The following is a 26524-nucleotide window of genomic DNA, read 5'->3' on the forward strand; positions in this document are numbered from 1 at the left end:
CGGCGGGCCTCCGGCCAGGTCAGTCCGGGCTTCGGTGGCCGGTGAAATGGTCCAGGACCTGGGTCAGGGTGGTTAGGGCATCGTGTAAGTCGGGGGTGGATGGCGTTGCGTAGCCGATGACCAGGCCGGGCGGGCCAGGCGTCGTACGGCGGTACTCGGACAATGGCGCCACGACCACTCCGGCCTGCCGGGCCGCGGCGGCGAGCTGCAAGTCGTCGGTGGTGTTGGGTAGCAGGAGCGTGATGTGGAGGCCGGCGTCCTGGCCGATGATTTGGCCGTACGGGGAGAGGACGGCGCAGGTGTGGGTACGGCGTTCGGCGTAGAGACGGCGGCCGCGGCGGACGGCCTGGTCCAGATAGCCGTCGCGGAGCATGGCCAGTAGGGCCGCCTGCATGGGCCAGCCGGGCCAGTCGCCGGACTCGGCGCGGAAGGTGGCCAGGCGATCGACAGTCTGTTCGGATGCGACCAGCCAGCCGAGGCGGAGCGCCGGGCTGAGGGTCTTCGACAGGGTGCCTAGGTGGATGACGCGATCCAGGTCCAGTTGGGCCAGTGCTGGCAGCGGCGCGACGTCATACCGGAACTCGCTGTCGTAGTCGTCCTCGATCAGCGTCGCCCCGGTCCGGCGTGCCCACCGGATCAGTTCGTTGCGTCGGGCAACGGGTAGCCGGCCGCCGAGCGGGTACTGGTGCGACGGCGTCACATAGACGGCGGGTACGTCGGTCAGCGCGGCCACCCGCAGGCCGTCCTCGTCCACCGGCACGTCGACGATCTCGAGCTGGTGATCGCGGGCGGCGACGACCGCGTTGAGGTAGCCGGGGTCCTCGATCGCGATCCGGTCGCCCGGTCGACGGGTGACGGTGAGGAGCAATCGGAGGCCGTGAATGGTGCCGTTGGTGACGAGGACGTTCTCCGGTCCGCACGCGATCCCGCGGACCCGGCCGACGTGATCGGCCAACGCAGCGCGGAGCGCTGGGAGGCCGGCGGCATCGTCGTACCCGGGCGGCGGCGACTGTGTCGACACCTCCCGCCACGCGCGGCGCCAGCCAGGGTCAGGCGTCGGGGCGATGTATGGGATGCCCGGTCGCAGAGTGAGGAGCCTGGTGCCGGGATCCGGCCGGTGTGCCGCTCGCCGGCGTACGGCGGGCTGCAGCGGTACGACGTCCGTCACGAAGGTGCCGGCGCCGGTGCGGCCCTCGATCCAGCCTTCGGCATGGAGTTGGTCGTAAGCCGCCTGCGTCACGGACCGGGACACGGACAGATCCCTGGCGAGGTCGCGGGTGGACGGGAGCCGGTGACCGGCTTGGAGCCGGCCGTCCAGGACCGCGGCCCGGAACTGCTCGGCCAGCTGCAGGTGCAGCGGCAGACCGGCGGCGCGATCGATCGTCAGCGGCAGCGAGCTTTCCACGAAAGCTAGGATCGCAGCATGGCCCTGACCGCGGCGGACATCGACCGGTTCGAGGCGTCTCGGCATCGTCTCGAGGCCATCGCGTATCGCCTGCTTGGCGCTGCCGGCGAGGCCGAGGACGCCGTCCAGGAGACGTTCCTGCGCTGGCAGGCCGCCGACCTCGACCGCATCGAGGTCCCCGAGGCCTGGCTGACGAAGGTGCTCACCAACCTGTGCCTCAACCAGCTCGCCTCGGCCCGGGCGCGGCGCGAGACCTATGTGGGGCAGTGGCTTCCCGAGCCGTTGCTCGTCGGCGACCCGATGCTCGGTCCGGCCGACACCGCCGAGCAGCGCGAGTCGATCTCGTACGCCGTACTCACCCTGATGGAGCGTCTGTCCCCGAACGAGCGGGCCGTCTACGTACTGCGCGAGGCCTTCGAGTACCCACACCGGGAGATCGCCGAGATCCTCGACGTCACCGAGGCCGCCAGCCAGCAGACCTATCACCGGGCCAAGCAGCACATCGCGGACGGGAAGGCCCGCACCGAGGTCGATGCGACCGCTGCCCGGCGGATCGTCGAGGAGTTCCTCGCGGCCGCCACCAGCGGCCGGACCGAGCCGCTCACGCGGCTGCTCACCGCGGACGCGATCTCGATCGGCGACGGCGGCGGGAAGGTTCCGGCTCGCGCGAAGGCGACCGAGGGCGCGCTCGCGGTCGCGCGCTTCCTGCGCGGCGTGTTCAAGCCCGCCGAGGCCAAGCGCGTCTGGCTCGGCGGTACGCCGGAGATCTACGCCTGGACCGCCAACGGCGACCCAGCGGTCGTCGTGGTCGTGAAGGGCGACGTCGTCGGCGTGATGTGTCTGGAGGTCACCGCCGACGGCATCGCCGCGTTCCTCAGCCAGGCCAACCCGGACAAGCTGGCCCGCGCGACCGAGCGGTTCGCGGCCACCGACCACGGGGAACCGCTGTTCGAGGCTTTCTGACCATGCTGTGAGGTGCTTCACAGCGCGTTCCTGTCAGGAAACGGCGGGCTGCCCGGTTCAAGGGGCGAACCCGCAGCAGACAGGAGTACGGATATGCAGCACCGCATCATCGTCCTCGGAGCCGGCTACTCCGGAGCGATCGCCGCCGGGCGGCTCGCCAAGCGGCTGCACCGCGAGGAGGTCGCCGTCACCCTCGCCAACGCTGAACCCGACTTCGTGGAGCGGGTCCGCATGCACCAGTTGGCGACGGGCCAGGACCTCAAGCCCAGGCCGCTCAGTGAGATGTTCGCGGGCACCGGCGTCTTACTGAAGCTCGCGACGGTTACCGGGGTCGACGTTGACCGCAAGACCGTCACCGTCGACGGCGGCGCAGAGGAGCTTGAGTACGACACCCTCGTCTACGCACTCGGCAGCGGCTGGGACGCCCAAGGCGTCCCCGGCACCGCAGAGCACGCGTACGAACTCGCCAGCCGCGCCGGAGCGCTTCGGCTGCGTGAGCGCCTGACCCAGCTGGACGCCGGGCAGACCGTGACCGTCGTCGGCGGTGGACTCACCGGGCTGGAGGCCGCGACCGAGATCGCCGACGCCCGCCCGGACCTCGACATCGCCCTCGCCGTCCGTGGCGGCCTCGGCGACTGGCTCTCACCCAAGGGCCGCCGACACCTGCGGAAGGTCGTCGGCAAGCTCGGCATCACCGTGCACGAGCGCGCGGCCGTGACCGGCGTCGAGGCCGACCACGTCACCACCGCCGACGGTACGACGATCCCGGCCGCGGTCACCGTGTGGACCGCGGGCTTCGCAGTGCACCCGATCGTGGCCGCGACCGCCCTCGAGGTCACCGACACCGGCCGGATCGTGGTCGACGCGACGATGCGCTCGGTCTCGCACCCCGACGTGTACGCCATCGGCGACGCGGCCTTCGCGATGGGCGCGAAGAACAAGCCGCTGCGGATGTCGTGTGCCTCGGGGCAGCCGATGGCGTGGCAGGCCGCCGACTCCATCGTGGCGCTGCTGACCGGCGGGAAGCTTCCGCACGCGCCGCTCTTCTACTTCAACCAGTGCATCTCGCTGGGCCGCACGGAAGGCCTGATCCAGTACGTCACCACCGACGACCGCGCCGTCAACGCGGCGCTGACCGGACGGTTCGCCGCCGTCTACAAGGAGCTGATCTGCAAAGGCGCCGCCTGGCATGTCGCCAACCCGATGCTCGGGATGCCGACCCGGCGCCGCCACGTCGCCGTCGGGGTACACGAATGGACTACCTGATTCGAGCCGGAATGGACCGTGCCACCATGCCACTCGCGGCGTGAGTCTGGTTGCATGACCACTACGCCGCTCCAGCCGACCGCCCGCACCTCCCTGCGACGCTCGAAGGAACGCGCCGCGACCGATCGCCAAGTCCTGTACGACGTTCTGCTCGACGGCATGTTCTGCCACCTGGGCGTCGTGGTGGACGGCGATCCGTTGGTGCTGCCAACGGCGTACGGCGTGGATCTCGAGCGTGGACCCGACGGGACGCTGTACCTGCACGGCTCGGTCGCGGCGCGCAGTGTGGTCGCGGCGCCGGAGCAGACCGTCTGCGTGACCGTCACGCACGCGGACGGTCTGGTGCTGGCCCGGTCGGCGTTCCACCACTCGGTGAACTACCGCTCGGCGGTCGTCTTCGGCGTACCGCGGCTGATCACCGACCCCGACGAGAAACTGCACGGCCTCAACCGGATCGTCGACCATCTGGTGCCCGGCCGGTCCTCCGCCACCCGCCCGCCGAACCGCAAGGAACTGGCGAAGACCTCAGTCCTCGCCCTGTCGCTGACCGAGGCCTCGGTGAAGACCCGCTCCGGACCCGCCAACGACGAGGAGCAGGACCTCGACCTGCCCTACTGGACAGGCGTGATCCCGCTCCACGTCGTGGCCGGCGTACCGGAGAACAACCCCGACTGCGACCTGCTGGTGCCCGCACACATCCGCACCCGCGCGAACCTCCTAGGCGCACCTTCTTAGGCGACGGTCCCCTTGTTGTAGCTCTTTTGTGCCCAGAAGTAGCCGACCAGGGCGATCGCGACGCACCAGGCGAGGGCGAGCCAGCCGGTGCCCTTCTCGACCGGGGCGCCGAGCAACAGATGCCGCAAGGTGTCGATGATCGGGGTGAACGGCTGGTACTCCGCGAACCAGCGGATGCCGCTCGGCATCGACTCCAGCGGGATGAAGGTGTTGCTCAGGAACGGGAGCAGCAGGCTGATCGGCAGGACGATGTTGCTCGCCCCCTCCGCTGTCTTGCTCTTCAGACCCAGCGCGATCGCGAACCAGGTGAGGGCGAAGGTCAGCGCCACCAGCAGTCCGATCGCCAGCAGCCAGTCGGTGACCGACGCGTTCGGCCGGAACCCGATCAGGACGGCGAAGCCGACCACCAGGGCCAGGCTGACGGTCGTCACGATCACGTTGCCCAGTACGTGTCCAGCCAGCACGGCGGGCCGGAAGATCGCCATCGTCCGGAACCTCGCGACAATGCCCTCGGTCACGTCCATCGCAGCGCCGACCGCGGGCGACATGGTCCCGGACGCGATGGACATCAGCAGGATGCCCGGGGTGAGGAAGTCGATGTAGTCGAAGCCACTCGCCCCGCCGAGGCCGGCCGAGAAGGTGTCGCCGAAGACGAGGCCGAACAGCAGCAACATGATGACCGGCATCCCGAGGGCGCCGAGGGACAGGCCGGGGTAGCGCTGGGCGTGCCGCAGGTTGCGCCGCAGCATCGTGGCGGTGTCTGCCAACTGGTAGGACGCGGTGCTCATTTGCTCGTCACTTTCTCGTCGGTGTTCTCGTGAGCGGTGGGTTGACCGGTAACGGCGAAGAACACGTCGTCCAGGTCGGGCGTGTGGACAGTGAGCTCGTCCACCTCGAGGGAGGCGTCGTCCATCCGGGCCAGCAGGGCGCGCAGCGCGTGCACGCTGCCGTCGTTCGGCACCTGCAGGACCAGGGACTCGTGGTTCGGCACCGCGGTGGGCAGGACCTGACCGGCCAGTGTGAAGGCCTCCGGCGACGTGAACCGCAACCGGATGTGTCCACCGGGCACGAGCCGCTTCAGCTGCTCCGGGGTGCCCTGGGCAACCAATCGGCCATGGTCCAGTACGGCGATCCGATCGGCGAGCTGATCGGCTTCCTCCAGGATCTGCGTGGTCAGGAAGACCGTGACGCCACCGGCGACCAGTTCCCGGATCAGCTGCCACATGCTGTGCCGGCTGCGCGGGTCGAGGCCGGTGGTCGGCTCGTCCAGGAAGATGATCCGCGGGTCGCCGACCAGCGTCATCGCCAGGTCGAGCCGCCGCTTCATACCACCGGAGTACGTCATCGCCGTCTTCGGGCCGGCCTCGACCAGGTCGAACCGCTCCAGCAGTTCGTCAGCCCGGCGGCGCGCCTCGCGGCGGCCGAGGTGGTAGAGGTCGGCCATCATGATCAGGTTCTCCCGGCCGGTGAGCAGACCGTCGACCGCGGAGAACTGGCCGGTGACGCCGATCGCGGCGCGGACCGCTTCGGGTTCGGCGTGCAGGTCGTGGCCGGCCACCCGGATCTCGCCGGCGTCGGCGGTGATCAGGGTGGACAGGATCTGCACCGCGGTGGTCTTGCCGGCGCCGTTCGGGCCGAGCAGGGAAAAGATGGTGCCTTCGGCAACGTTCAGGTCGATGCCGTCGAGCACGAGTTTCTCGCCGTACGACTTGCGCAGTCCACGGACGTCGATCGCTGCTGACATGATTTCTTCCTCGGATGTTTTCGGGCAGGGTGAACCTGACCCAGGTGGCTGAAGGGTCTTCGGGAGGAGGTTCAGGGCGCACTGATCCAGCCGGCCGGCCGGGCCCCGGATCAGGTGTGTTCAGTTGAGGGGACTAGATGTCGAGGTCCTCCACCGCGGGTTGGCCGGCGGCTTCCTCGACCAGTTCGTAGAGGTCCTCGGGGACCAGCTCGCGCAGTTCCTCGATGGTGTCGACGACGTCCAGCGTCGCCTCGCCCTGGGCCATGCTCCAGGACTGGTCACTGCTCCAGTTGCCGACCCAGGAGCGCCATCCGGACAGGTACCGCTCGTCGTCGGCGCCGACGATGTACTGGTTGCGGCGGTCCGCGTGCAGCACGAACTTGCCCGTCCGGCTCCGGTAGACCTTGAAGGCCTCGTAACCCGACTTGCTGGCCCGGCCGCCCTCGGCGAGCAGTACGCCGGAGAACCGTTGCTTGCGACCGGCGCCCCGGCCCACCCGCACGGTGATCTCGTCGTACCCCTCGAGCCGCCCTTCCTCCAGCTCGACGTACTTGCGCAGCGCGATCGAGATCGCCGAGGACAGGTTCCCGGCCAGCTCCTGCGCCCGCTTGTACAGCGGCAGGTCGTCGTCCGACACGTAGATCGTCTTGTTGGGCATCCTTGACTCCTCCTACGTAGAACTATACGCAGAAGGCTACGCAGATGTCTACATATATCTCTACGTAGAGGTGGATCAGCTCGGCGAGTAGAACCAGGGCTGCTTCAGGTCGAAGAACGTCGTCGGCTCGGCGTCGAGCGAGTTCAGCTCGTCCATCATCGGCTTCAGGTTCTCCGGAAGCTCCTTCCGCTCACCTTCCCGGGCGGCCACCTCGGAGGTGAAGTACATCGCCGTCGTGAAGCCGCCGTCGTCGTACATCGCGGACATGCTGGCGACGGAGTCGGGCCGGAACGCAGCCCACTCTTCCGGGTTCTGGGCCATCAACGCCCGGGCTCGCTCGGGGTTCGTCACCCGGCCCTGCATCACCTGGACGAAACCGGCCGAGTCCGGCTCGCCGTGCAGGTCGAGTTCCACGTCGTCGGTGTCGTGGAAGGTGGCTTCGCCGCTGAGCACCGACGAGAACTCGTGCCACCACTTGTCCTGCGCCGCCGACTCGCTGTTGCGCCGTGCGGCGTCGGCGGAGTCGAAGCGTGCGAGTGCGATGAGCAGGCCGTCCTCGGTGACGCCGGCCGTGGTCCCCAGCCAGCCGGTCGCCTCGGGTGCGAGTTCTTCCATCCACCGATCGAACGCGGCGTGCGCCTGCTCGGCGTCCGTGACCTGTCCCTGAATGACCTGAACGAACATAGTGCGACCCTCCCTGTGTCCCCCAGGTCGCTGCGGTCATTTCGAAGCTACGCCTGCGGCTGCACCTCGTCGACGCCCGTTGTCCTGATCGCCGACGGGTGGCCGGCGCGACGTGCCCGGGCCAGCATCAAGAGGCTGGCGAGGACGCCGATGGCGCCGAGGGTGATCAAGCGGGGATCGGTTTTCCACAGGCCGAACGTCAACCAGCACGACAGTTCGCCGAAGACCAGCGCCCAGGTGCCCTGCGAGATCCCGGTCGGGTGAGCGGTCCGGTACGCCGTCCACAGGGAAGGCGTCACCTGGACGATCGAGGCCGCGGCGAGCAGCGTGCCCAAGCCGAGCCGCCCGCCGAGGACGGTGGCGGCTACGAGCAGCCCAGCCCAGGCGCAGATCCAGCCGATCGCACGCCGATTCACCGCGCCACGTCGTACCAGTAGTACCGAGACCGTGCCGGCCAGGACACTGGCGGCGGTAGACGGCAGGCTCGCGGACCAGTAGCCCGAGGCCATGAAGTAGCCGAACCAGGCGGCGTTGTTGATGCTCGTCAGCGTCGCCCAGGACCAGGAGACGCCGGCCGTGTCGCCGGTCCGGCGGAGCTTGAGGATCTGCGGGAGGTACTGCGGAATCCCGAAAACGGCAGCGGCGATCGGCAGGAAGTCGAGCATGGCGCAAGATTACGGCTGAGTCCGCGACCATATCGTGCGAATTCATGCTCTGTTGAGGCGCTCCGGGATAGAATCCTTGCCGTGGATGCGATCGACCGGAAGATCCTTGCGGTGCTCCAGGCGGAGGGCCGGCTGACGGTGACCGAGTTGGCTCAGCGGATCGGGCTGAGCGCGGCGCCGTGTCATCGCCGGCTGCGGGAGCTGGAGCGGTCCGGGGTGATCTGTGGATATCGGGCCGTCATCGACGGGGCCGCGGTCGGCCACGGGTTCGAGGTGCTGCTCGCGGTGACGATGGACCGGGAGGAATCGGTGGCCGCGTTCGAGGCCGGGCTCGCGGAGATCGCGGAGGTCGTGCAGGCCGAGCGGCTGTTCGGGGAGCCGGACTACTTCGTCCGGGTGGCGACTGCGGACATCGCGGCGTTCCAGCGGTTGCGTGACGAACGGCTGGCCCGGCTGCCCGGGGTGCAGCGGATGACGTCGACGATCGTGATGAAGAAGGTCGTGGACAACCGCCCGCTGCCTACGTGAACGGTGTGGAAACTGATCGGCTCAAACCTCAGTTATCCACAGATTGGGGCGAGTTTTCGCCAGATTCGGTGGAGAACTCGGGGATCAGGTGGGGATAACTTCGCGAAAATGGTGTGCACAGCTGGGGATACGGATGTGGACAACTCCACCGCTGTGATTCTCAGCCGTGCACCCGCGCCGGGATCAGACCCACTGGGTCGAGACGACGAAGCCGACGGCGATCAGGCCCATGCCGACCAGCAGGTTCCAGTTGCCCAGCTTGTCCATCACCGGGATGTCCTGGCCGGCCACGTAGAAGACGACCAGCCAGGCGAGACCGAGCAGCCAGCAGGCAAGCATCAGCGGCGCCACCCACGCGCGACTGGTGGTGCGCGGCTTCTTCGGCGTCTTCTCCGCCTTGACCTTCTCGGTCTTCTTCTTGTTGCGACTGCTCGACTCGGGCACGACTGAACTCCTTGTAAGGACGCATAAGCTGACCGCTGAGGACCTGTAGGGGTCCGGTCCCGGGTTAGCGTAGTGCAGAGAGGAACACGGAGATCACGGGTGCGTAGGTTGAGGCGTATTTCGCTGTGGCGGGTGGGGGCGCCGCTGGCGCTGCTGTGCGCCGGTCTGCTGTTCGCGACCAGCGCCACCAACGCCCGGGGCACCGACCTGCGGCCCAGTCGCAACACTACGCTTGCCGGGCTCGTGGAGGAACAGAGCCGGCGCAGCGCGACCCTCGTCCGCCAGCACGCGGCGCTGACCCACGACATCGAAACCCTGCAGGCGCAGCAGGGATCGATCGACCCGAAGCTGGCCAAGCAGCTCGACGATCTGTCCGAGCAGGTGGGGACGAGGCCGGTCACCGGGCCCGGACTCACCGTCACCCTCCAGGACGCACCGCCCGAGGTGGTCAAGGAGAACCCCGACGTGGACGAGAACTGGCTGGTCATCCACCAGCAGGACATCCAGGCCGTGGTGAACGCACTCTGGGCCGGCGGCGCCGAGGCCATGTCGATCCAGAACCAGCGGGTCATCTCCACCACCGGGATCAAGTGCGTCGGCAACTCCGTCGTCCTGCACGGCGTCCCGTACCTGCCGCCGTACCGGATCACCGCGATCGGCGACCGGCGGAAGCTGCAGCAGGCGCTGGACGACTCGCAGTACATCGAGAACCTGCAGGACTACGTGGTGAAGTTCCAGCTCGGGTACGAGGTGAAGAACGAGTCCTCGATCCAGATGCCGGCGTACGAGGGCACGCTGGACCTGCAGAGCGCGACGGTCCCCGGCTTCGAGCACACTCCCTCGGCCAGCCCGACTACGACCGGTCGTTAGCTGTCACAATGGTCCGCATGCTGCGGATCCTTGTCGTCGACAACTACGACTCCTTCGTCTACAACCTGGTTCAGTACCTGCAGCAGTTGCAGGCCGACACCACCGTGTTGCGCAACGACGAGGTCACCCCTGACCAGGTCTCCGAGTACGACGGCGTCCTGCTGTCCCCCGGACCGGGTACGCCGGAAGAGGCCGGCGCGTGCGTGGACATCGTGAAGGAGAAGGGCGGCGAGGTCCCGATCTTCGGTGTCTGCCTCGGCCTGCAGGCGATCGGCGTCGCGTACGGCGGTGTCGTCGGGCGCGCGGACGAGTTGCTGCACGGGAAGACCAGCCAGGTGTTCCACGAGGGCGCCGGTGTGCTCGCCGGACTCCCGTCGCCGTTCACCGCAACCCGGTACCACTCGCTCGCGATCGCGCAGGACACCGTGCCGGACGAGTTGCAGGTGACCGCCCGGACCGAGGCCGGCGTGATCATGGCGGCCCGGCATCGCGACCGCCCGGTCGAGGGCGTGCAGTTCCACCCCGAGTCGGTGCTGACCGAGGGTGGCCACCGGATGCTGGCCAACTGGCTGGCCATCTGCGGCGACCCCGACGCGGTCGCCCGCTCCGCCGGTCTGGCCCCGATCGTCAGCTGACCCAAGAAAAGAAGCCTCCCGCGGACCCCGCGGGAGGCTTCTTCGTGCCTACGGTGCTCAGCCGCCGATGGTGATCCGTGGCGTGTCCGTGGGCGTGCTCGACGGAGTGTCGGTCGGCTGGCTCGGCGGCGGCGAGTTCTGCGGCAGGTTGTTGATCGTCAGCGTGATCAAGCTGCCCTTCGGCGCCTTGGTGCCGCCCTTCACGCTCTGCTGGAGCACCGTCTGATCGGGAGCACTCGGGTCGACGCCGGACGTGTAGCCGACCCGGAAGCCGAGTTGCTTCAGGGTGGCGGCCGCGTCGTCCTGCACCTGGGTGACGACGTTGGGGACCTCCACCTGCTCCTTGCCGCTGGACACGGTCAGCGTGAACTCCTGGCCCGACGGGTACTGTCCGTTCGGGTCCGGGCTGACCGCGAGCACGGTCCCCTCCTTCTCCGAACTGTCCTGCTTGACCGTCGCGTCCTTGACCTTGAAGTTCCCGGCCGTGCCTTCCAGCGCCTTGCGGGCCGCGTTCTCCGACTTGCCGATCACATCCGGCACCGGGAACGCACTCCGCCCGGACGAGAACACCACGGTGACCGTCGAACCCTGGTCGGCCTCGATCCCCGCTTCCGGGGTCTGCCGGATCGCGGAGCCGCGGCCGACCGTGTCGCTGGTCTCCGCCGGTCCCACTGCGAGCTTCAGGCCCTTGTCGGCGAGTAACGCAGTCGCGTCGGCCACCGACTTGCCACTCACATCCGGTACGGCGACCTTCGCCGGCGGCGTGTTGGTCGCCGTAGCCCCACCGTTGTTGTTGCCGAGGTTGGTGAACAGGGCGTACGCGCCGACCGCGACCGCGACGATGGCCAGGCCGAGCAGGAAGTAGGCGAGGCCGCGGTTGCGCCGGGACCGGGAGTCCTGATCGTCGAGGTCGTCGCCGCCCGGGGGCAGCAGGTCGTCGTCCCCGGACTGCCGGTACGCCTGGGTCGCAGCGGCCGCCGCGACGGCGGTCGGGGCCATCGCCCGGGTCTCCGACATCGCGGCCACCGGCGCCATCGGCGCGGTCACCTGCTGGCCGGCCAGCACCCGGTGGATGTCCTGGCGCATCTCCGACGCGCTCTGGTACCGCTCCTCGCGGCTCTTCGCCAGCGCCTTCAGGACGACGGCGTCGACCTCCGGCGGGATGTCCGGGTCGAACGACGACGGCGGCAGCGGCTGCTCCCGGACGTGCTGGTAGGCCACCGAGACCGGCGACTCACCGACGAACGGCGGCCGGCCGGTGAGCAGTTCGTACAACAGGCAGCCGGTCGAGTACAGGTCGGAGCGGGCGTCCACGGTCTCGCCGCGGGCCTGCTCGGGCGACAGGTACTGCGCCGTGCCGATGACGGCCGCGGTCTGGGTCATCGTGGACGAGGTGTCGGCGACCGCGCGGGCGATGCCGAAGTCCATCACCTTGACCTGACCCTGCGGGGTCAGCATCACGTTCCCGGGCTTGATGTCGCGGTGCACGATGCCGGCCCGGTGGCTGTAGTCGAGCGCCTCGAGCACACCGGAGGTGATCTCCAGGGCGCGCTCCGGCATGATCTTGCGGCCTTCGCGGATCAGGTCCCGCAGCGTCTTGCCGGTCACCAACTCCATCACGATGTACGGGATGGTGACGCCGGATCCGTTCGGGTCCGGCTCCTCGCCGGTGTCGTACACCGACACGATGGTCGGGTGGTTCAGCGAGGCGGCCGACTGGGCCTCCCGGCGGAATCGGGCCTGGAAGGTGGCGTCGCTGGCCAGATCGACCCGGAGTCGTTTGATCGCGACGGACCGGCCGAGCCGGTTGTCCACACCCCTGCGGACCTCGGCCATGCCGCCGCGGCCGAGCGGTTCGCCTTCTTCATATCGGCCGCCGACGAGACGTGCCTGCGATGTCATGACCTCAGCCTTCCAACCTGTCCGGAAACACTCAATTTGCCCACGGTAGCGGCCGCCACACGTGGAGCCCCGTTGGAAAGACGCGCTGTGACGGCATCATTCCGTATCGTGCTCATTGCCCCAGCACCGCCTCCATCACCTTCTTGGCGATCGGTGCCGCCAAGGTGCCACCGGCGATGTCGTTGCGGGGAATGTTCGCGTCCTCGATCAACACCGCCACCGCGACCTTCGGGTCGTTGGCCGGCGCGAACGCGGTGAACCAGGCGAACGGCGGGCGTTCCTTCGAGGTCTGTGCCGTACCGGTCTTGCCGGCCACCTGGATGCCGTTGATTTGGCCGGGCCGCCCGGTGCCGTTGTTCACCACGTCGACCATCATCGTGGTCAACTGGGCCGCGACCTCCGGGGTGACCGCCTGGTGCAGCGTCTCCGGCTTGGTCTCCGACACTGTCTTCAGGTCCGCCGTCTTCACGCTCTGGACCAGGTAGGGCTTCATCACCTCGCCCTTGTTCGCGATCCCCGCCGAGACCATCGCCATCTGCAGCGGAGTGGCCAGGACGTCGAACTGGCCGATCGCGGACTGCGCGGTCTGCGGCTGGTTCGGGTCGCCCGGGAACTGGCTCGTGGCCACACCGGGCACCTCGTCCAGCGGACGGTCGCCGAAGCCGAACTTGGCCGCCTGCTCGCGGAGCGCGTCCGGGCCGAGGTTCAGGCCGACGCTGCCGAAGGCGGTGTTGCAGGAGTACCGCAGCGCGATCGTCAGGGTCGCGTTGTTGCTCCCGCCGCAGTTCTTCAGGTCCTCGTTGACCAGCGGGACAGTGGTCTGCGGCAATGGCAGCTCGGCCGGCGAGTTCACTTTGGTCTCCGGCGTGTACTTGCCGCTCGAGAGCGCCGCGGCGGCGGTGACCAGCTTGAACGTCGAGCCAGGCGGGTAGAGCTCCTGGACCGCTCGGTTGGACAGTGGCCTGTCCTTGTCGGCGTTCAGCTTCTTCCAGGCGGCGCCGACCTTGTTCAGATCGTGCGAGGCCAGCACATTCGGGTCGTACGACGGCCTGGTCGCCATCGCGAGCACGCGGCCGGTCTTCGGCTCCAGCGCCACCACCGCGCCGGTCTTCCCGGCCAGACCGTCGTAGGCGGCCTGCTGGGCCGCCGCGTTCAGGGTCAGCGTGACACTGCCGCCTTGCTGTGGCCGGTTGCTGATCACGTCGATGATTCGGCGGAACGCCATCGACGGATCGGAGCCGTTCAGCTCGGAGTTCCTGGTCAGTTCGATCCCGCTGCGGCCGAACAGGTACGAGTAGAACCCGGTCGCCGGAGCGTAGGTCGGCCCGGCCGGGTAGGAGCGCTGGTACTTGAACCGGTCGTTCGTCGGTTTGCTCTGGGCGATCGGCGTACTCCCGATCAGGATCGGGCCCCGGTTGACCGAGAACTGCGAGTCGCGCACCCGGCGGTTGTCGTTGCGGCCGTTCAGCTCGTTAGACCGGAAGGCCTGCAGGTACGTCGAGTTCGCCATCAGGGCCAGCATCAGGATGATCGCCGCCACGGCCAGTCGTCGGATCGCTGAGTTCACTGCTTCTGCACCACCATGGCGATCGTTTCGTCGGACACGAAAGCGGCCGGGGTCTGCGGCCGCCGGGCCTGGTCGCTGATCCGCAGCAGCAGCGCGATGATCGCCCAGTTCGCGACCAGCGACGTACCGCCCAGGGCCATGAACGGAGTGGCCAGACCGGTCAGCGGGATCAGCCCGGTGACACCGCCGACGATCACGAACACCTGCAGCGCGAACGACATCGCCAGACCGGTCGCCAGCAGCTTGCCGAAGACGTCCCGGCAGCCGAGCGCGGTCCGCAGGCCACGCTCGACGATCAGCGTGTAGATCAGGATGATCGCGATCAGCCCGGTCAGGCCCAGCTCCTCGGCGAACGAGGAGATGATCATGTCGCTGTTGGCGTACAGGGTGATCTCCGGCCGGCCCTGGCCGAGTCCGCGGCCGAGGATGCCGCCCCAGGCCTGACCCATCAGGCCGTTGGCTACCTGACCGCCGTCGATCGAGAACGGGTCCAGCCAGTCGGTGATCCGCTTGTGCACGTGGCCGAAGGCCACGTAGGCGAAGTACGCACCGCCGATGAACAGCAGGCCGCCGATGATCAGCCAGCCGGCCCGCTCGGTCGCCACGTACAGCAGGAGCAGGAACAGGCCGAAGAACAGCAGGGACGACCCGAGGTCACTCTCGAACACCAGGACGCCCAAGCTGACGAACCAGGCGATCAGGATCGGCCCGAGGTCACGCGCCCGCGGCAGGTCGAGCCCGAGGAACCTGTGCCCGGCCAGCGTGAGTACGTCGCGTTTGACCACCAGATAGCCGGCGAAGAACACGACCAGGCAGATCTTCGCGAACTCACCGGGCTGGAACGACATGCCGGCCAGCCGGATCCAGATCCGCGCGCCGTTCAGGTTGACGCCGAGGCCTGGGATCAGCGGCAGTACGAGCAGCACCAGACCGGCCAGTCCGGCGGTGTAGGTGAAGGCCTGCAGGCGGCGGTGATCTCTGATCACGAGGATCACCACGAGGAACAGCACAACGCCGACCGCGGTCCAGGTGATCTGCTGCGGTGCGGCGGCCGGCTTCGGGGTCCGGCCGTTCGCCTCGGCGACCGCGGCCAGACCGAGGTCGATGCGGTGGATCATCGCGACACCGAGACCGTTCAGCAGCACGGCACACGGCAGCAGGACGGGATCGGCGTACGGCGCTCGATAGCGCAGCGCGAGGTGGGCGATCACGGCGAGCAGGCTGATCCCGGCCGCGTAGTACCCGGTGCTGGCCGGCACCTTGTCCTGGACGGTGATGCCGATGTTCACGTACGCGGCGACGGAGACGCCGATCGCGATGATGAGCAGCACCAACTCCACCCCACGGCGGGTGCGCGGGATGATCTGGATGACCGAGGTCGAGGCGATGCTCATCGAACCCCGTCACAGTCGTCCGGGTCGACCGGTGCGCTCGGTGTCGTGGACGGCGTGGTGGACGGATGCGTCGCAGGAATCGTCGCCGGCGGTTTGGGCGGCGTGGACGCCGGCGGTTTCGACACCGGCGGCGTGCTCGGCTTGGGCGTCGGGGTCGGCTTCGGCTTGGCGCACTCGTCGGCGGTCCGCTGCAGCTCGCTGACGATCGTCCGCGCGCCGGCCAGGTTGTCGGCCTGGATGTTGCCCTCCACCTGCTCCCGGCTGTACGTCGGCAGCTTGTCCACCTGCAGTGTCTGCCGCTCGTACACGTTCGACAGCGTCAGTCCCGGGATGTCGGCTTCCACACCCTTGAAGATCGCCACGTAGTCGCCGTCGGTGCCGACGTAGTACTGCTTCTGCGTCCAGCTGTAGGCGAACCAGGCGCCGCCACCGATCAGGCCGAGAATGACGACCAGTACGGCGATCCGCCGCAGCCAGGGGAAACGCTTCGGGGGGCGTGGCGCGTACCGCAACTCCTCCGGGTCGAGCCCACTGGTGTGACCGCCCCCATCGGAGCCTTCACCGACGCGTACGCCGATCGTCGGCTCGGGGCGGCCGGTCCCGCCTTGCGCCAGCTCCGCGGCGGCGCCGACGAGCTGTGGCGTGATGCCGCTCGACGGCTCCGTCTCGACCACGTCCGCCACGACACACGTGACGTTGTCGTTGGACCCGGCCTCGAGGGCGTGGGTGATCAGCTCCACCACGACGGAGTCCGGCGTACCGTCGGCCATCGAGGCCGAGATCACCTCGTCGCTCACGTAGTCGGGCAGCCCGTCGCTGCACAGCAGCAGCCGGTCGCCGGCCCGGACGTCGAGGATCTCCAAGTCCGGATCGGAGTCCGGCCGGCCGTCCAGCACCCGCAGGATCAGGTTGCGGTGCGGGTGGGTGAAGGCCTCTTCCTGGGAGATCCGGCCCTCGTCCACCAGCGACTGCACGAACGTGTGGTCGTGGCTCAGCTGATAGAGCTGCCCGTCCCGCATCCGGTACGCGCGGGAGTCGCCGAGCTGCGCCAGGCCGAGTCGCTGGCCGTCGAACATCAGCGCGGTGACGGTCGAACCCATCCCCTCGCGTTCGGGGTCCTCCTCGACCAGCTCGGACAGCCGCTCGTTCGCCCGGTGCACCGCGCCGGCCAGCGCCTCGATCATGTCGTCGCCGCTGATCTCGGTCGTGTCCAGCCGCCGGATCACCTGGACCGCCGCCGCGCTGGCCACCTCACCGGCCGCCGCACCGCCCATCCCGTCGGCGAGCAGCAGCAGGTGCGGACCGGCGTACGCCGAATCCTCGTTGTTGCGCCGCACTCGTCCGACATCGGACAGTGCGGCGTAGTCGAGCGACAGGGTCATCGAGGCAGGCCTACTTCGCGATGTTCAGCGTCGTCCGGCCGATCCGGATCGAGCCGCCGATCTCGGCCGGCACCGGGCGGGTCACCCGCTGGCCGTCCAGGTACGTGCCGTTGGTGGAGCCGAGGTCCTCGACCCACCACTGCCCCTCGGACTGGAACAGCCGCGCGTGCCGGGTGGAAGAGTAGTCGTCATCCAGCCGGATCTGACAGTCCGAGCCGCGACCGATGATCACCGGCTCGTCGACCAGGGTCGCTCCGACACCGGCCTGGGGGCCGTCCGCGATCGTCACCGAGCCGGGCAGCCCCTTGCGTTTCTTCACCGGCTTGGTGGTCTTCGGCGTCCGGGTGTTCTGCGGTACGACGGCGGCCGCGGCCCGGCTGTCCACCTTCGCACCGAACAGGTCGGACCTGATCACGGACAGCACCGCGAGGACGAACATCCACAACAGGGCCAGGAACCCCAGTTTGATCAGGGTCAGGGTCAGTTCCGACATGGAGCTTCAATCACCACCCGCTGCTCGGCGGCTGGGCGATCGGCTCGTCCGCCAGACGCAGCGTCATCGTCGTGTTGCCGATCCGCACGGTCGAGCCGTCGACCAGCTCGGCCTCGGTACTGCGCCGGCCGTTCACCAGGGTCCCGTTGGTGGAGCCCAGGTCGACCAGGACCACCCGGATCCCGCCCGGGCCCTCCGGCATCAGCCGGATCTCCGCGTGCCGCCGGGACACACCGGGGTCGTTGATCTGGATGTCCGCGTCGGTGCCGCGGCCGAGCACGACGCCGGGCGGGTTGACCGGGCGGCGCCGGCCGTTCACCTCGAGCATCACCTGCGGGTGCCCGCTGCGCGGGGGCTGCTGCGGGGGCGGGGTGCTGTGCATGACCGTCTGGCCGTCGCTCGGCGGCACGTAGGGCTCCTGCTGGTAGGGCTGCTGCTCGTAGGCCGGGGGCTGCCGCCGTTGCGGCGTCCCGACCGTGGCACTGACCACCCGGAACTTACCGGTCGGCAGCTCGTCCTGCTGGGTCAGCTCGATCTCGATCGGCCCGGAGAACGTGTACCGCTGGATGTCGGCGTGGTCGCGCAGCTCGTTCGCAAGCTCGGTGTTGAGGGTCCGGCCGTAGGCGTTCAGGCGTTCGAAGTCGCCCGGGCCGAGCTCGATGGTGAAGTGATTCGGCACCAGCCGCCGGTCCCGGGACAGGATCCGCGCGGTGTTGTCGATCTCACGCTTGAGCGCCGCCGCCAGCTCGATCGGCTCGACGTCGCCCTTGAACGCACGCGCGAAGACACCGCTCACAATGCCCTCCAGGCGTCGCTCGAAGCGCTGCAGCGGTCGCACGCCTCCTCCTCCATGGTCGGTACACCAAAAGTCCACCGGTCGAGGCGGACACACCGGGTACGACGATCGATCGTATCGGGAGGTTCGACCTAACCCGCAATGTGAAGCTCCGGCACAACCCGTGCTACTGTTCCTTCCGGTCGCTGAGAGATCTCGAAGCGACCAGCGCGCGGGTGGCGGAATAGGCAGACGCGCACGGTTCAGGTCCGTGTGCCCGAAAGGGCGTGGGGGTTCAACTCCCCCCTCGCGCACCAAAAGTCCCGGTCGATGACCGGGACTTTTTGCATTCCCCGGGGGTGTGTTCACTCACACGGTGAGTCCGGTGGCCGGACCGGGTCCGGCGTCTTGTCTCGCTGATCGATCCGTGCGTTGATCTATGAGAATGGTCCGTCCGCGTGGTGGGAGGGGCGATGGACCGTGAGGGTGGATTCGTCATCCTGGACGACGTGCCGCTGGAGGGAATGGCCGCGGCCGTCGAGCGCCTGGCGGACGAGGACGACGAAGCGGCCGCGGCCGCGCTCGAGCAGCATCTCGACGAGCAGGAGGTCGGGAAGGCGGGCGATCGGGGGATCCTGCGCAACCTGCTCGAACAGTTCCGCGGCGTGCAACTGGTTGACGATCTGGGCACGCACTCGACCAAGCTCGAGTGGCTGGCCTTCCACGTCCCGCCAGGGGGAACCGGTCAGCTCCAGCTCGAAGTCGCCGGGACGCAGCATGCGGCGGTGCAGCTGAAGGTGATGGGCCTGGGCGGTGGGTCCGGGCGAAAGTTCAGCTTCGGAGCCGAGCGCGACCTCGGCACGCGGGACCAGTGCTTCGCGCTCGGCGCGTGGATCGAGGTCCGGCTCCGGACGTTCCGCGGCCGCGGCGCCGATGCCCCCGAGGACCTCAGGGTGGACGTCGAAGCGGTCACCAACTCCTACCTCGAGCCCTTGCAGCCCTGCGCCCTCTGCTTCACCGACGCCGCTCGTCGACCGCACCGAGCGCATCCGGCGGGTATCGGGTGGGATCTGACCTCGGACGACAAGGGTGTGACCGAGCGCGTGACCGTCGAGTTCACCCGGGAAGCGGAGCTGGAGGTCACCCTTCAGATCCCGGGGCTGTCGCTGGGCGGACTGGTCCCCGGTGTCGCGATGAACCGCGAGGTCCGCAGCCGGTGTGAGGCGTCGTACACGTTTCCAGGGCGCGCGAACTTCGTGGGCTATGAGCTGATCGGCCGGCGAAAGGACTTCCCGTTCTGGGGGCGGTCCTAAATGGCTGCGTTCGAGGTGCTCCTGCACCGGTACTGCACGCGCCCGGGGCTCGGCGGCGTACCGCCCGATGACGACGGCCTGCTGCTCGAGCGGGTGTTCCGGCGCTGGGCCGAAGCGGAGCGGGCGATGGGGCAGGGGCGTCCGCGCCAGGCTTTGCGATGGCTCGCGGAGGCTCGCGCGCTGGACAGTGCGACGCCCGATCCGGTTGCCGCTGCCGCGCTGCTCGCCGGCGAGACGAGGTGCTGGGTCGCACTCGACGAGCCTCGCGAAGCGATCGGCCCGGCGCGAGCCGCCTGGGAGCGCTGGCTCGCACTGGCGAACGGACCGAGCTCCGACGTCATCCTGCCCGCGGCGCGTGTGTTGCTCGCTGTCCTGTCCTCGCCGGATCCACCGCCGAAGCTCAGCGACGCCGAGGTCTTTGCCGCCTGGCTCGAGGACCGGCTCGTGATCGAGTTCCAGCGGAGCGCCGGCCTCGTCCTCGGCCTCCTTGCCGATGTGCATCGCGTCGACCTGGCCGACGAGGTCGCCAACGACTACCTCGGCTGGATCGAGCGATTCACACCCGAGGCCGGGCAGGGCCTCCTCCGGGCCCGTTTCGCGCTCAGGCTCGGGGACGTCTACGACCAGTGCGACGACTCGGCCCGCGCCTTGGCTGTGTTACAGGACGGCTTGCAGCGTCTCGACGGGTACGCCGACCAGCCCGAGATCACCAACCTGCGAGGCCAGTTGACGTTCAACGCGGGCAACCAGCACGCCAAGCTGGGACAACTCGAGGATGCACTGGAGGCGTTCACGTCGGCAGCGGAGATCGGTGTGGGCGGACGCGTCGAGGCGGCGCTCCGAACTCGCTACGCAGTCGCGTTCACGAAGTACCAACTCGGGCGGGAAGGCGGCCTGATCGAGGAGTTGGCGGACCTCGCGTGCCGGTACGAGGAGGTGCTGGCCGAGTCGACCGCCGGCGGATCGGATCTCGATGTCCGGCAGGGCCTCGACGTCGTCTACCGGCTCTGGCTGAAGCTGGAAACGGCGCGGTTGGACACGGCCGACGCCCGTGCCGTTGTCCGCTTCCTGCATCTCGTATTCGCGCTCAAAGAGGAGGAAGGCAAGTTCTGTAGCGTCACGCAGGCGATGGAGCGGCGGCCGGACGCGGCGTTCCACTCCGAGATCACTGTGCTGCTCGAGCGGTTGACGAGTACAGCGACCGGGGTGCTCGTCGTCGAGTCCGTGCCGGATGCCGTTCTCCTGGTTTCACTCGCCGGCGGCAGCGTGGCGGTCCAGCTTCTCGATCGGGACGCGGCCGCGGTGGTCGGCGACCTCATCGCCGAGCAGCGACTGGCGACCGACCGTCTGTCGAATCGAGCGATCCCTGCCTCGAGCCCGCCGAGTCCCCGCCATGTGCAGGCCTGTCAGGCGATGTGGCAGGCGCTCGATCCCGAGCTCCGCGCGCACATCGACGGCGTCCGGGTGCTCGCGGTCGTGATGGACAGCAGCACGGACCTCGGCGAACTGCCGATCGAGATCCTCCACGACGGCACGACGTACCTCGGCCTCCGCCAGCGAATCGTTCGCTCGCCGGCGCTCCGCGACCTGAACCTCTCGCTGTCTCGCAACCTGGTGAACGCCCGGCCGACCGGCACGGCGATCGTCGTCCGGGCGGAGGACGCGCTCGTCCACGCCGACGCGGAGACGAGCATGGCCGTAGCCGCTGCCACCGACCTGGGCATGACACCGAGTGTCCACAGAGCGCCTGAACCCTCGACGCTCCTGCGCGACCTCGGCGCCGGGGCCGACCTGCTGCATTACGTCGGCCACGGACTCGCCGACAGGATCGGCGAGGAGCTTCCGCTCGGTCCTGGCAAGCGGCTCACGGCGCGTGGATTCGAGGCCATCGGACCGGCACCGGCGCCGTTCACCATGCTCAGCGCCTGCCTCGCCGGGCGCAGTCGACAGCTGCGGACCGGTCAGGAGCACGGGTTCGTCACGGCGCTGATCCGGACAGGAGCACCGGGCGCGATCGCGGCTGCCTACATGGTCCCGGACCATCTCGCCGCCGAATTCACGGCATTGCTGTACTACTTCGCCAAGGACGCCCTGCTGACGGATGCAATGCTGCTGGCGCGTCAAACTCTCGCCGATGACGGCTACCACCCGGCCGCGTGGGGATGCTTCGTCCAGCACGGCGCCGCCGACCTGCGCCTCGACCGTCCACACCTGAGCGAGCCGAGGACCTGGTCGGAGTGGGCCTCGCGGTACCTCGCGAGCGGGACCGAGGAACACCTTCGCGCTGCTCGCGACCGGCTCGCGGACGATACGCGGCTGCCGGCCAACCTCGCGCAGGCGATCGACGACGACCTCCGGGCGCTCGCCGAACACGATGCGGCTCATTTCGCCGCAACCGACGAGGCGATCGTCGACCAACTGTCGTCCACCTCGCAGGCGGCGATCGTGGCAGCGATGGTGCGCTCGTACGGCGAGTTGCGCCACGCCACTGCCGCCGCGGCGGACCGCGAGCAGAAGGCCGAGGTGATCGTCGCCCAGTCGCGCACTATCGAACGCATCCTCGGCGACTCGTATCTCTTGGTCGCCGCCGCGGTGGAGTTGCGCAAGCACCTGTTGCCGTTCGGCGACAACAAGACCGTTCTGGATGCGGCCCGACGTCGGCTCCGCTGGTTGAGCGCCGACGAAGAGCCGCTCGACGGGGCGCGACGCGCCCTGATTGGGGAGGAAACACATGTCTGACGACGAGCCCATCTACATCGACGTCGGCGAACTGGCCGGGGTCGACGCCGACACCTACGCGGCCGCCGACAGCGGCGATCGCCAGGCGCAGAAGCTGATGCTCCGCAACCTGCTCACCGCGGATGCGTCGGCGGCAGCCCTCACCACCGGCCATTGGACCGCGTGGATGCTGCGCATGATCGCGACCGGAGAACGGCAGGCGATCGCCGACATGCTCGGCTCGATCGCGGAGGCGGCCCGCGCGCAGCAGCTGTCCACGGAGCAGAAGGCGGCGCTCGACGAACTTGTCGAGCAGTACTTCGGTCCGGGCGCGGTCGGCGCGGCGACGGTCAACAGGGTGCGGGCGGCGTTCGCCGGGGAAGCGCGGGAGTCGGCTGTCGTCGATCTCTATCTGCTCAGCGATCGGTTGGCAAGCGGTGAGCCGGTCGGCCTCGACGAGGTGGCCGACGCCGTGGAGACGTCCGAGGCGCTCGAAGCGCCGGCCGCGGAAGCGTTCTTCACCGCGGTCAGCGCCCAGCTGAGCTATTCGGCCGACCCGGTCGCGGCGTTCCGGTTGGCGGTCGATGCACTGGAGAAGTACGTCGAACTGCGCGAGCAGGACGAGGTCTACGCGGGCAAGGTCGGGATGACCGCGCTGCTCGGGTCGCAGCTCGCCGACATCGCGGGCGAGCCACAGGCGTCGATGATGCTGCGCGCCGCGTACTTCGACGAGATCCAGGCCTTCCAGTCAGCCGACGACTGACGGTGTCAGAGCGACCTCCGGTTGGTGGAGCGGGGGTCGGTGACGGCTCGGGTGCGGTAGATGTCGCCTTTCAGGGCGGTGGCGCGCCACGGGCGGGCGTGCGTGAGGAGGACGGTCAGGGCCGGGTCGTCGCGGTCGAGGGTGATGACGGCGAGCTCGGCCCGGCCGGTGACCTGGGCGGCGTAGATGCCGGCCGGCGTGATCAGGCCGGACGGCATCAGGTCGAGGGTCTGGGCCGGTAGCGACATCGCGACCCAGTAGCAGTTGATCGCGGCGTACGCGCGGGCCTTCAGCTCGAAGATCGAGTCCACCGGGTACGCCGACAACAGCAGGCACTCGACGCCGAGACGCTCGTACTGGCTGAACAGATGCGGGAAGTTGACCTCGACACAGATCATGCAGCCGAAGCGGTACCCGTCGACGTCGAACACGACCGGGTCGGAGCCCGGCGAATAGAAGTGGTTGATCTCGGTGTGCGAGCAGAAGCGCTTGTCGTACCGATCCACGAGTTCACCGGCGTTCGAGATCACGTACAGGCTGTTGTGCGGCCGGTGCGGCGGCGTGAGCGGGTGCGCCGACCCGAGCACCACCCACAGCCGCAACTCGGCCGCCAGCGCCATGATCAGCTCGAGCTCCGCGCGGACGACGCCCCAGTCGACCTGCGACCAGTCCGCGATCTGCTCCTTGGCGTACCCACTCAGCATCCCCTCGGGAAACTGCACCAACCGCGCCCGCTTGGCCGCCGCCTTCTGCATCAACGCCCGAACAGTCTCCCCGTTGACCCGTGCGTCAGCACTGATCGTCGGCTGAGCAATACCGACCCGAATCCCCGTCATCGCCCTACCGTGCCACCCGGAACCGACAGATCGGTGGACCGGCGCACGGGTGACCGGTGGTCCGACCGGCAGGTGAGCGGCCGGATCCGTCGGGAGAGTGACGCTTGGGCCGGTGGTGGATGAGAGGGTGCTGCGTATGGAGCACGCGTTCGAGCTGATCGGGCTGACCAAGACCTTCGGCGACCAGCGGGCGGTCGACAATCTCAGTCTGACGGTCCCCAAGGGATCGTTCTTCGGGATGCTGGGGCCGAACGGCGCCGGCAAGACGACGTCGTTGTCGATGGCGGTCGGCCTGCTGCGGCCCGATGCCGGTACGGCGAAGATCTTCGGAGCCGACGTCTGGCAGGAGCCGACGAAGGCGAAGGCGCTGGTCGGCGTACTGCCGGACGGGCTGGGGATGCCGGAGCGGCTGACCGGTCAGGAAGTGCTGACGTATCTCGGGCTGTTGCGCGGCCTGCCCGAGGACGAGGTGAAGGCGCGTACGGCGGAACTCCTCGAGGTGCTCGAGCTCGACCACGAGGACGACAAGCAGGTGATCGGCTACTCGACCGGGATGCGGAAGAAGCTCGGGCTCGCGATCGCGTTGCTGCATGCGCCGCGGCTGCTCGTCCTCGACGAGCCGTTCGAGGCGGTCGACCCGATCTCGGCGGCGACGATCCGGACCATCCTGAACAGGTTCATCGCCGGCGGCGGCTCCGTGGTGATGTCGAGTCACGTGATGGCGCTCGTCGAACAGCTGTGCGACCGCGTGGCCGTCGTCGCCAACGGGAAGGTAGTTGCTGCAGGCACCGTTTCCGAGGTGCAGGCCGGCGGCAGCCTGGAGGACGCGTTCGTGGCGCTGGTCGGAGCGTCCACCCGGGGCGCGGAGGGGTTGTCGTGGCTGTCGGCCTGACCTATGCCACGTCGCACACGCTGGTCCGGATGCGGCTGGCCGCGTTCCGGCACGCGCTCAAGGACCAGAACCGGCTGACCTGGATCGTCGGGGGTGGATTCGTCGGCCTCGTGCTCGCCGGCGGCACCGTCTGGGTCGCGGGCCGCGACAACGACATCCTGGCCGTCGCGCTCGCGGTGTGGATGCTGGGCTGGATCATCGGGCCGATGTTCGCGGGCGGTGGTGACGAGACGCTCAAGCCGGAGTACTTCAGCATGCTGCCGCTCCCGCCGCGCACGCTGGCCACCGGCCTCCTGACCGCCGCGCTGGCCGGCGTCGCGCCGGTCATCAGCCTGCTCGCCCTACTCAGTCTGCTGGTCGTCGGTGCGCAGTTGAGTGTGGCGGCAGCGATCATCGCCGTACCCGCGCTCCTACTCCAACTGTTCTGCTTCGTCCTGGCGTCCCGGCTCGCCGTCGCCGTGTACGGCGTACTCCTGCAAGTCCGGTCGGGTGCGGTCATCGCGGCGCTGGTCAACGCGTTCATCCTGGCCTTCACGGCCCAGGGTTGGGCGTTGATCGTCGCCTTCGTGTCCACCGATGTGCAGGGCACCATGGCGAGTGCCGCTCGCATTGCGCCGTCCGGCTGGGGTCTGGTGGCCGTCGAGGCGGCGGGGCGCAACGATTGGCCCCGAGCGCTGGTGGCACTTGCGGGTCTGCTGTTACTCGGCACCGTGATGCTGGTGGCCTGGTCCGCCCTGCTGGTCCGACGTACGACGAGTAGCCGTGCGGGCAGCAAACCCCGGCGGCTGCTCAGCGCGACCAACGCACGTGACGCGGCTGCGGCCAAAGAGGTGCGGTCCTGGACACGGGACCTGCTCTACGGTCACCGGGCTGTCTTCGCGATCAGCTACGGGCTCTTCTTCTGCCTGATGCCACTCGCGATCGGCTGGAAGGCCATGCTGCCGTGGGCCGGTCCGGCCGCCGTCGTGATGGCAGGTTCGATGTCCTCCAACCTGTACGGCTCGGACGGTACGGCGCTGTGGACCACGCTGATGATTCCGGGCTCGGCCCGGCCCGATGTGCGAGCACGGCAGCGCGCGTTCCTTCTGGTATTCGGTCCGCCCACCCTGCTGATCACTCTGCTGCTGACCTGGTGGTCGGGCTACGCCAGTGCCTGGCCGCTCGTGCTCAGCGTGCTGCCGGCCATCCTCGGTGGCGCGGCCGGTCTGGTCGTCGCCTGCTCGGTGTACGCCGCCGTACCGACGACCGACGCGCACAAACGGTCCGACAATCCTCTCAACGCCGGCGAGAACGAAGGCGAGACGATGGGCATCGTCTACCTGATGCTCGTGCTGGTGTCGCTGACCGCGGGGCCGGCGCTCGTCGCCGCACTCGCCTGGTCGTGGTGGGGCGTGCCGATCGGTGTCCTGTCCGGCGTCCTGGCGTGGTGGTACTTCGGCCGGCTGGCGGCACGACGGCTCGATCGCCGGGGTCCGGAGTTGCTCATGCTGCTCAGGCACGGCCGATCCGTGATCGGGGAGATCAAGCGGTCCAACCTCGAGAAGCTCCCGCGCTGGCGTCGTACCACGGCCGGCTTCTGCCTGGGCTTCGCCGCGATCCCGTTGTTCCCGCAGGCCGTCGTACCGGCGATCTTCCTGCTGACCGGGAACCACGACACCAAGTCGTGGTTCCTCGCCCTCTACGTGCCGGCGCCGTGGCCGTGGGTCGTGATCGTGGCGATGGCCGCGCTCGGCGTGTCGATGTACACGTACGGCGGCCTCACCTATCTGCGCGCGAAGCCCGCTCGGGGTGGCTCGGCCGCGGTAGCCGCAGAGTAGGGCTGCCCCGGTGCCGGCCCGCGGCGCTGGGAGCACGGCCGTTCCGGAGCATCCAGACGCCGACGCCGGCCGCGG

The 26524-nt window shown here is 68.8% G+C and carries 25 protein-coding genes and 1 tRNA gene; 12 read left to right on the top strand and 14 right to left on the bottom strand.

Translation table 11 applies throughout. The features are described 5' to 3' along the window. Positions 1-19: 19 nt before the first annotated feature. A complete protein-coding gene (locus OG558_RS11505; protein WP_405070204.1) occupies positions 20-1405 on the bottom strand; it encodes a PLP-dependent aminotransferase family protein in 1386 nt (461 codons plus the stop codon). Between the two features lie 18 nt (positions 1406-1423). On the opposite strand from OG558_RS11505, the gene sigJ reads away from it, so the two are divergent. The 3 genes from sigJ to OG558_RS11520 all read left to right on the top strand — a co-directional run bounded on the left by sigJ (position 1424) and on the right by OG558_RS11520 (position 4369). Further along, positions 1424-2368 carry an RNA polymerase sigma factor SigJ gene (gene sigJ, locus OG558_RS11510; protein WP_405070205.1) on the top strand — a complete coding sequence of 315 codons (945 nt, stop codon included), beginning with the start codon at positions 1424-1426 and terminating at the stop codon, positions 2366-2368. Between the two features lie 93 nt (positions 2369-2461). Next, the gene (locus tag OG558_RS11515; protein WP_405070206.1) at positions 2462-3634 is read left to right on the top strand and encodes an NAD(P)/FAD-dependent oxidoreductase; all 1173 of its coding nucleotides are present in this window, start codon (positions 2462-2464) and stop codon (positions 3632-3634) included. A gap of 54 nt (positions 3635-3688) precedes the next feature. Continuing rightward, positions 3689-4369, top strand: coding sequence for a pyridoxamine 5'-phosphate oxidase family protein (locus OG558_RS11520; protein WP_328524911.1), 681 nt, complete (start codon positions 3689-3691; stop codon positions 4367-4369). On the opposite strand, the gene OG558_RS11525 is transcribed toward OG558_RS11520, so the two are convergent. The 5 genes from OG558_RS11525 to OG558_RS11545 all read right to left on the bottom strand — a co-directional run bounded on the left by OG558_RS11525 (position 4366) and on the right by OG558_RS11545 (position 8120). Continuing rightward, positions 4366-5157 (bottom strand): ABC transporter permease, encoded by a 792-nt coding sequence (locus OG558_RS11525; RefSeq protein WP_329483193.1) that lies wholly within the window; start codon positions 5155-5157, stop codon positions 4366-4368. The two genes, OG558_RS11520 and OG558_RS11525, sit on opposite strands and share 4 nt — an antisense overlap. Then, positions 5154-6113 (bottom strand): ATP-binding cassette domain-containing protein, encoded by a 960-nt coding sequence (locus OG558_RS11530; protein ID WP_329483194.1) that lies wholly within the window; start codon positions 6111-6113, stop codon positions 5154-5156. Before OG558_RS11530 ends, OG558_RS11525 begins: the two co-directional genes overlap by 4 nt. Positions 6114-6246: 133 nt before the next feature. Further along, on the bottom strand, positions 6247-6771 hold the full coding sequence (locus tag OG558_RS11535) for an EXLDI protein (RefSeq protein WP_405070207.1): 525 nt from the start codon (positions 6769-6771) through the stop codon (positions 6247-6249). Between the two features lie 75 nt (positions 6772-6846). After that, positions 6847-7455, bottom strand: a complete 609-nt coding sequence (locus tag OG558_RS11540) for a hypothetical protein (RefSeq protein WP_405070208.1) — start codon at positions 7453-7455, stop codon at positions 6847-6849. A gap of 47 nt (positions 7456-7502) precedes the next feature. After that, positions 7503-8120, bottom strand: a complete 618-nt coding sequence (locus OG558_RS11545; RefSeq protein WP_405070209.1) for a PQ-loop domain-containing transporter — start codon at positions 8118-8120, stop codon at positions 7503-7505. An 81-nt stretch (positions 8121-8201) separates the two neighbouring features. On the opposite strand from OG558_RS11545, the gene OG558_RS11550 reads away from it, so the two are divergent. Then, positions 8202-8648 (top strand): Lrp/AsnC family transcriptional regulator, encoded by a 447-nt coding sequence (locus OG558_RS11550; RefSeq protein ID WP_329483198.1) that lies wholly within the window; start codon positions 8202-8204, stop codon positions 8646-8648. A gap of 183 nt (positions 8649-8831) precedes the next feature. Here OG558_RS11550 and OG558_RS11555 read toward each other — a convergent pair whose 3' ends face one another. Continuing rightward, a complete protein-coding gene (locus OG558_RS11555) occupies positions 8832-9092 on the bottom strand; it encodes a cell division protein CrgA (RefSeq protein WP_328524916.1) in 261 nt (86 codons plus the stop codon). A gap of 99 nt (positions 9093-9191) precedes the next feature. Between OG558_RS11555 and OG558_RS11560 the strand changes: the two genes are divergently transcribed. Then, positions 9192-9962, top strand: a complete 771-nt coding sequence (locus OG558_RS11560) for a DUF881 domain-containing protein (protein WP_329483199.1) — start codon at positions 9192-9194, stop codon at positions 9960-9962. A gap of 17 nt (positions 9963-9979) precedes the next feature. Then, a complete protein-coding gene (locus OG558_RS11565) occupies positions 9980-10597 on the top strand; it encodes an aminodeoxychorismate/anthranilate synthase component II (RefSeq protein ID WP_328524918.1) in 618 nt (205 codons plus the stop codon). A 57-nt stretch (positions 10598-10654) separates the two neighbouring features. Here OG558_RS11565 and pknB read toward each other — a convergent pair whose 3' ends face one another. The 6 genes from pknB to OG558_RS11595 form a co-directional block, all read right to left on the bottom strand. Next, positions 10655-12499, bottom strand: coding sequence for a Stk1 family PASTA domain-containing Ser/Thr kinase (pknB, locus tag OG558_RS11570; protein WP_329483200.1), 1845 nt, complete (start codon positions 12497-12499; stop codon positions 10655-10657). Positions 12500-12611: 112 nt separating this feature from the next. Then, positions 12612-14066, bottom strand: coding sequence for a peptidoglycan D,D-transpeptidase FtsI family protein (locus tag OG558_RS11575; protein WP_405070210.1), 1455 nt, complete (start codon positions 14064-14066; stop codon positions 12612-12614). After that, positions 14063-15460, bottom strand: coding sequence for an FtsW/RodA/SpoVE family cell cycle protein (locus tag OG558_RS11580; protein ID WP_329483202.1), 1398 nt, complete (start codon positions 15458-15460; stop codon positions 14063-14065). Before OG558_RS11580 ends, OG558_RS11575 begins: the two co-directional genes overlap by 4 nt. Next, the gene (locus OG558_RS11585; protein WP_405070211.1) at positions 15457-16842 is read right to left on the bottom strand and encodes a PP2C family protein-serine/threonine phosphatase; all 1386 of its coding nucleotides are present in this window, start codon (positions 16840-16842) and stop codon (positions 15457-15459) included. Before OG558_RS11585 ends, OG558_RS11580 begins: the two co-directional genes overlap by 4 nt. 10 nt (positions 16843-16852) lie before the next feature. Continuing rightward, on the bottom strand, positions 16853-17335 hold the full coding sequence (locus tag OG558_RS11590) for an FHA domain-containing protein (RefSeq protein WP_328524923.1): 483 nt from the start codon (positions 17333-17335) through the stop codon (positions 16853-16855). 10 nt (positions 17336-17345) lie between these two features. Then, positions 17346-18173 (bottom strand): FhaA domain-containing protein, encoded by an 828-nt coding sequence (locus OG558_RS11595; RefSeq protein ID WP_405070213.1) that lies wholly within the window; start codon positions 18171-18173, stop codon positions 17346-17348. 167 nt (positions 18174-18340) lie between these two features. On the opposite strand from OG558_RS11595, the gene OG558_RS11600 reads away from it, so the two are divergent. From OG558_RS11600 to OG558_RS11615, 4 genes are all read left to right on the top strand, one after another. Next, positions 18341-18427, top strand: a tRNA-Leu gene (locus OG558_RS11600). A 156-nt stretch (positions 18428-18583) separates the two neighbouring features. After that, complete coding sequence (locus OG558_RS11605) at positions 18584-19423, top strand: hypothetical protein (protein WP_405070214.1); 840 nt, start codon at positions 18584-18586, stop codon at positions 19421-19423. Beyond that, complete coding sequence (locus tag OG558_RS11610; protein WP_405070215.1) at positions 19424-22162, top strand: CHAT domain-containing protein; 2739 nt, start codon at positions 19424-19426, stop codon at positions 22160-22162. It abuts the gene before it with no gap. Then, positions 22155-22904, top strand: a complete 750-nt coding sequence (locus OG558_RS11615; protein WP_405070217.1) for a hypothetical protein — start codon at positions 22155-22157, stop codon at positions 22902-22904. The genes OG558_RS11610 and OG558_RS11615 overlap by 8 nt, the downstream gene beginning before the upstream one ends. Positions 22905-22909: 5 nt before the next feature. Here OG558_RS11615 and OG558_RS11620 read toward each other — a convergent pair whose 3' ends face one another. Beyond that, complete coding sequence (locus OG558_RS11620; RefSeq protein ID WP_405070218.1) at positions 22910-23740, bottom strand: carbon-nitrogen hydrolase family protein; 831 nt, start codon at positions 23738-23740, stop codon at positions 22910-22912. Between the two features lie 136 nt (positions 23741-23876). Here OG558_RS11620 and OG558_RS11625 point away from each other — a divergent pair, with 136 nt between their 5' ends. Continuing rightward, on the top strand, positions 23877-24632 hold the full coding sequence (locus tag OG558_RS11625; RefSeq protein WP_405070219.1) for an ABC transporter ATP-binding protein: 756 nt from the start codon (positions 23877-23879) through the stop codon (positions 24630-24632). After that, positions 24617-26449 (top strand): hypothetical protein, encoded by a 1833-nt coding sequence (locus OG558_RS11630; RefSeq protein ID WP_405070220.1) that lies wholly within the window; start codon positions 24617-24619, stop codon positions 26447-26449. The genes OG558_RS11625 and OG558_RS11630 overlap by 16 nt, the downstream gene beginning before the upstream one ends. The last annotated feature ends 75 nt before the right edge of the window (positions 26450-26524 follow it).

Source organism: Kribbella sp. NBC_01510 (assembly GCF_045040325.1).
In the GTDB taxonomy this organism is placed as follows: Bacteria; Actinomycetota; Actinomycetes; order Propionibacteriales; family Kribbellaceae; genus Kribbella.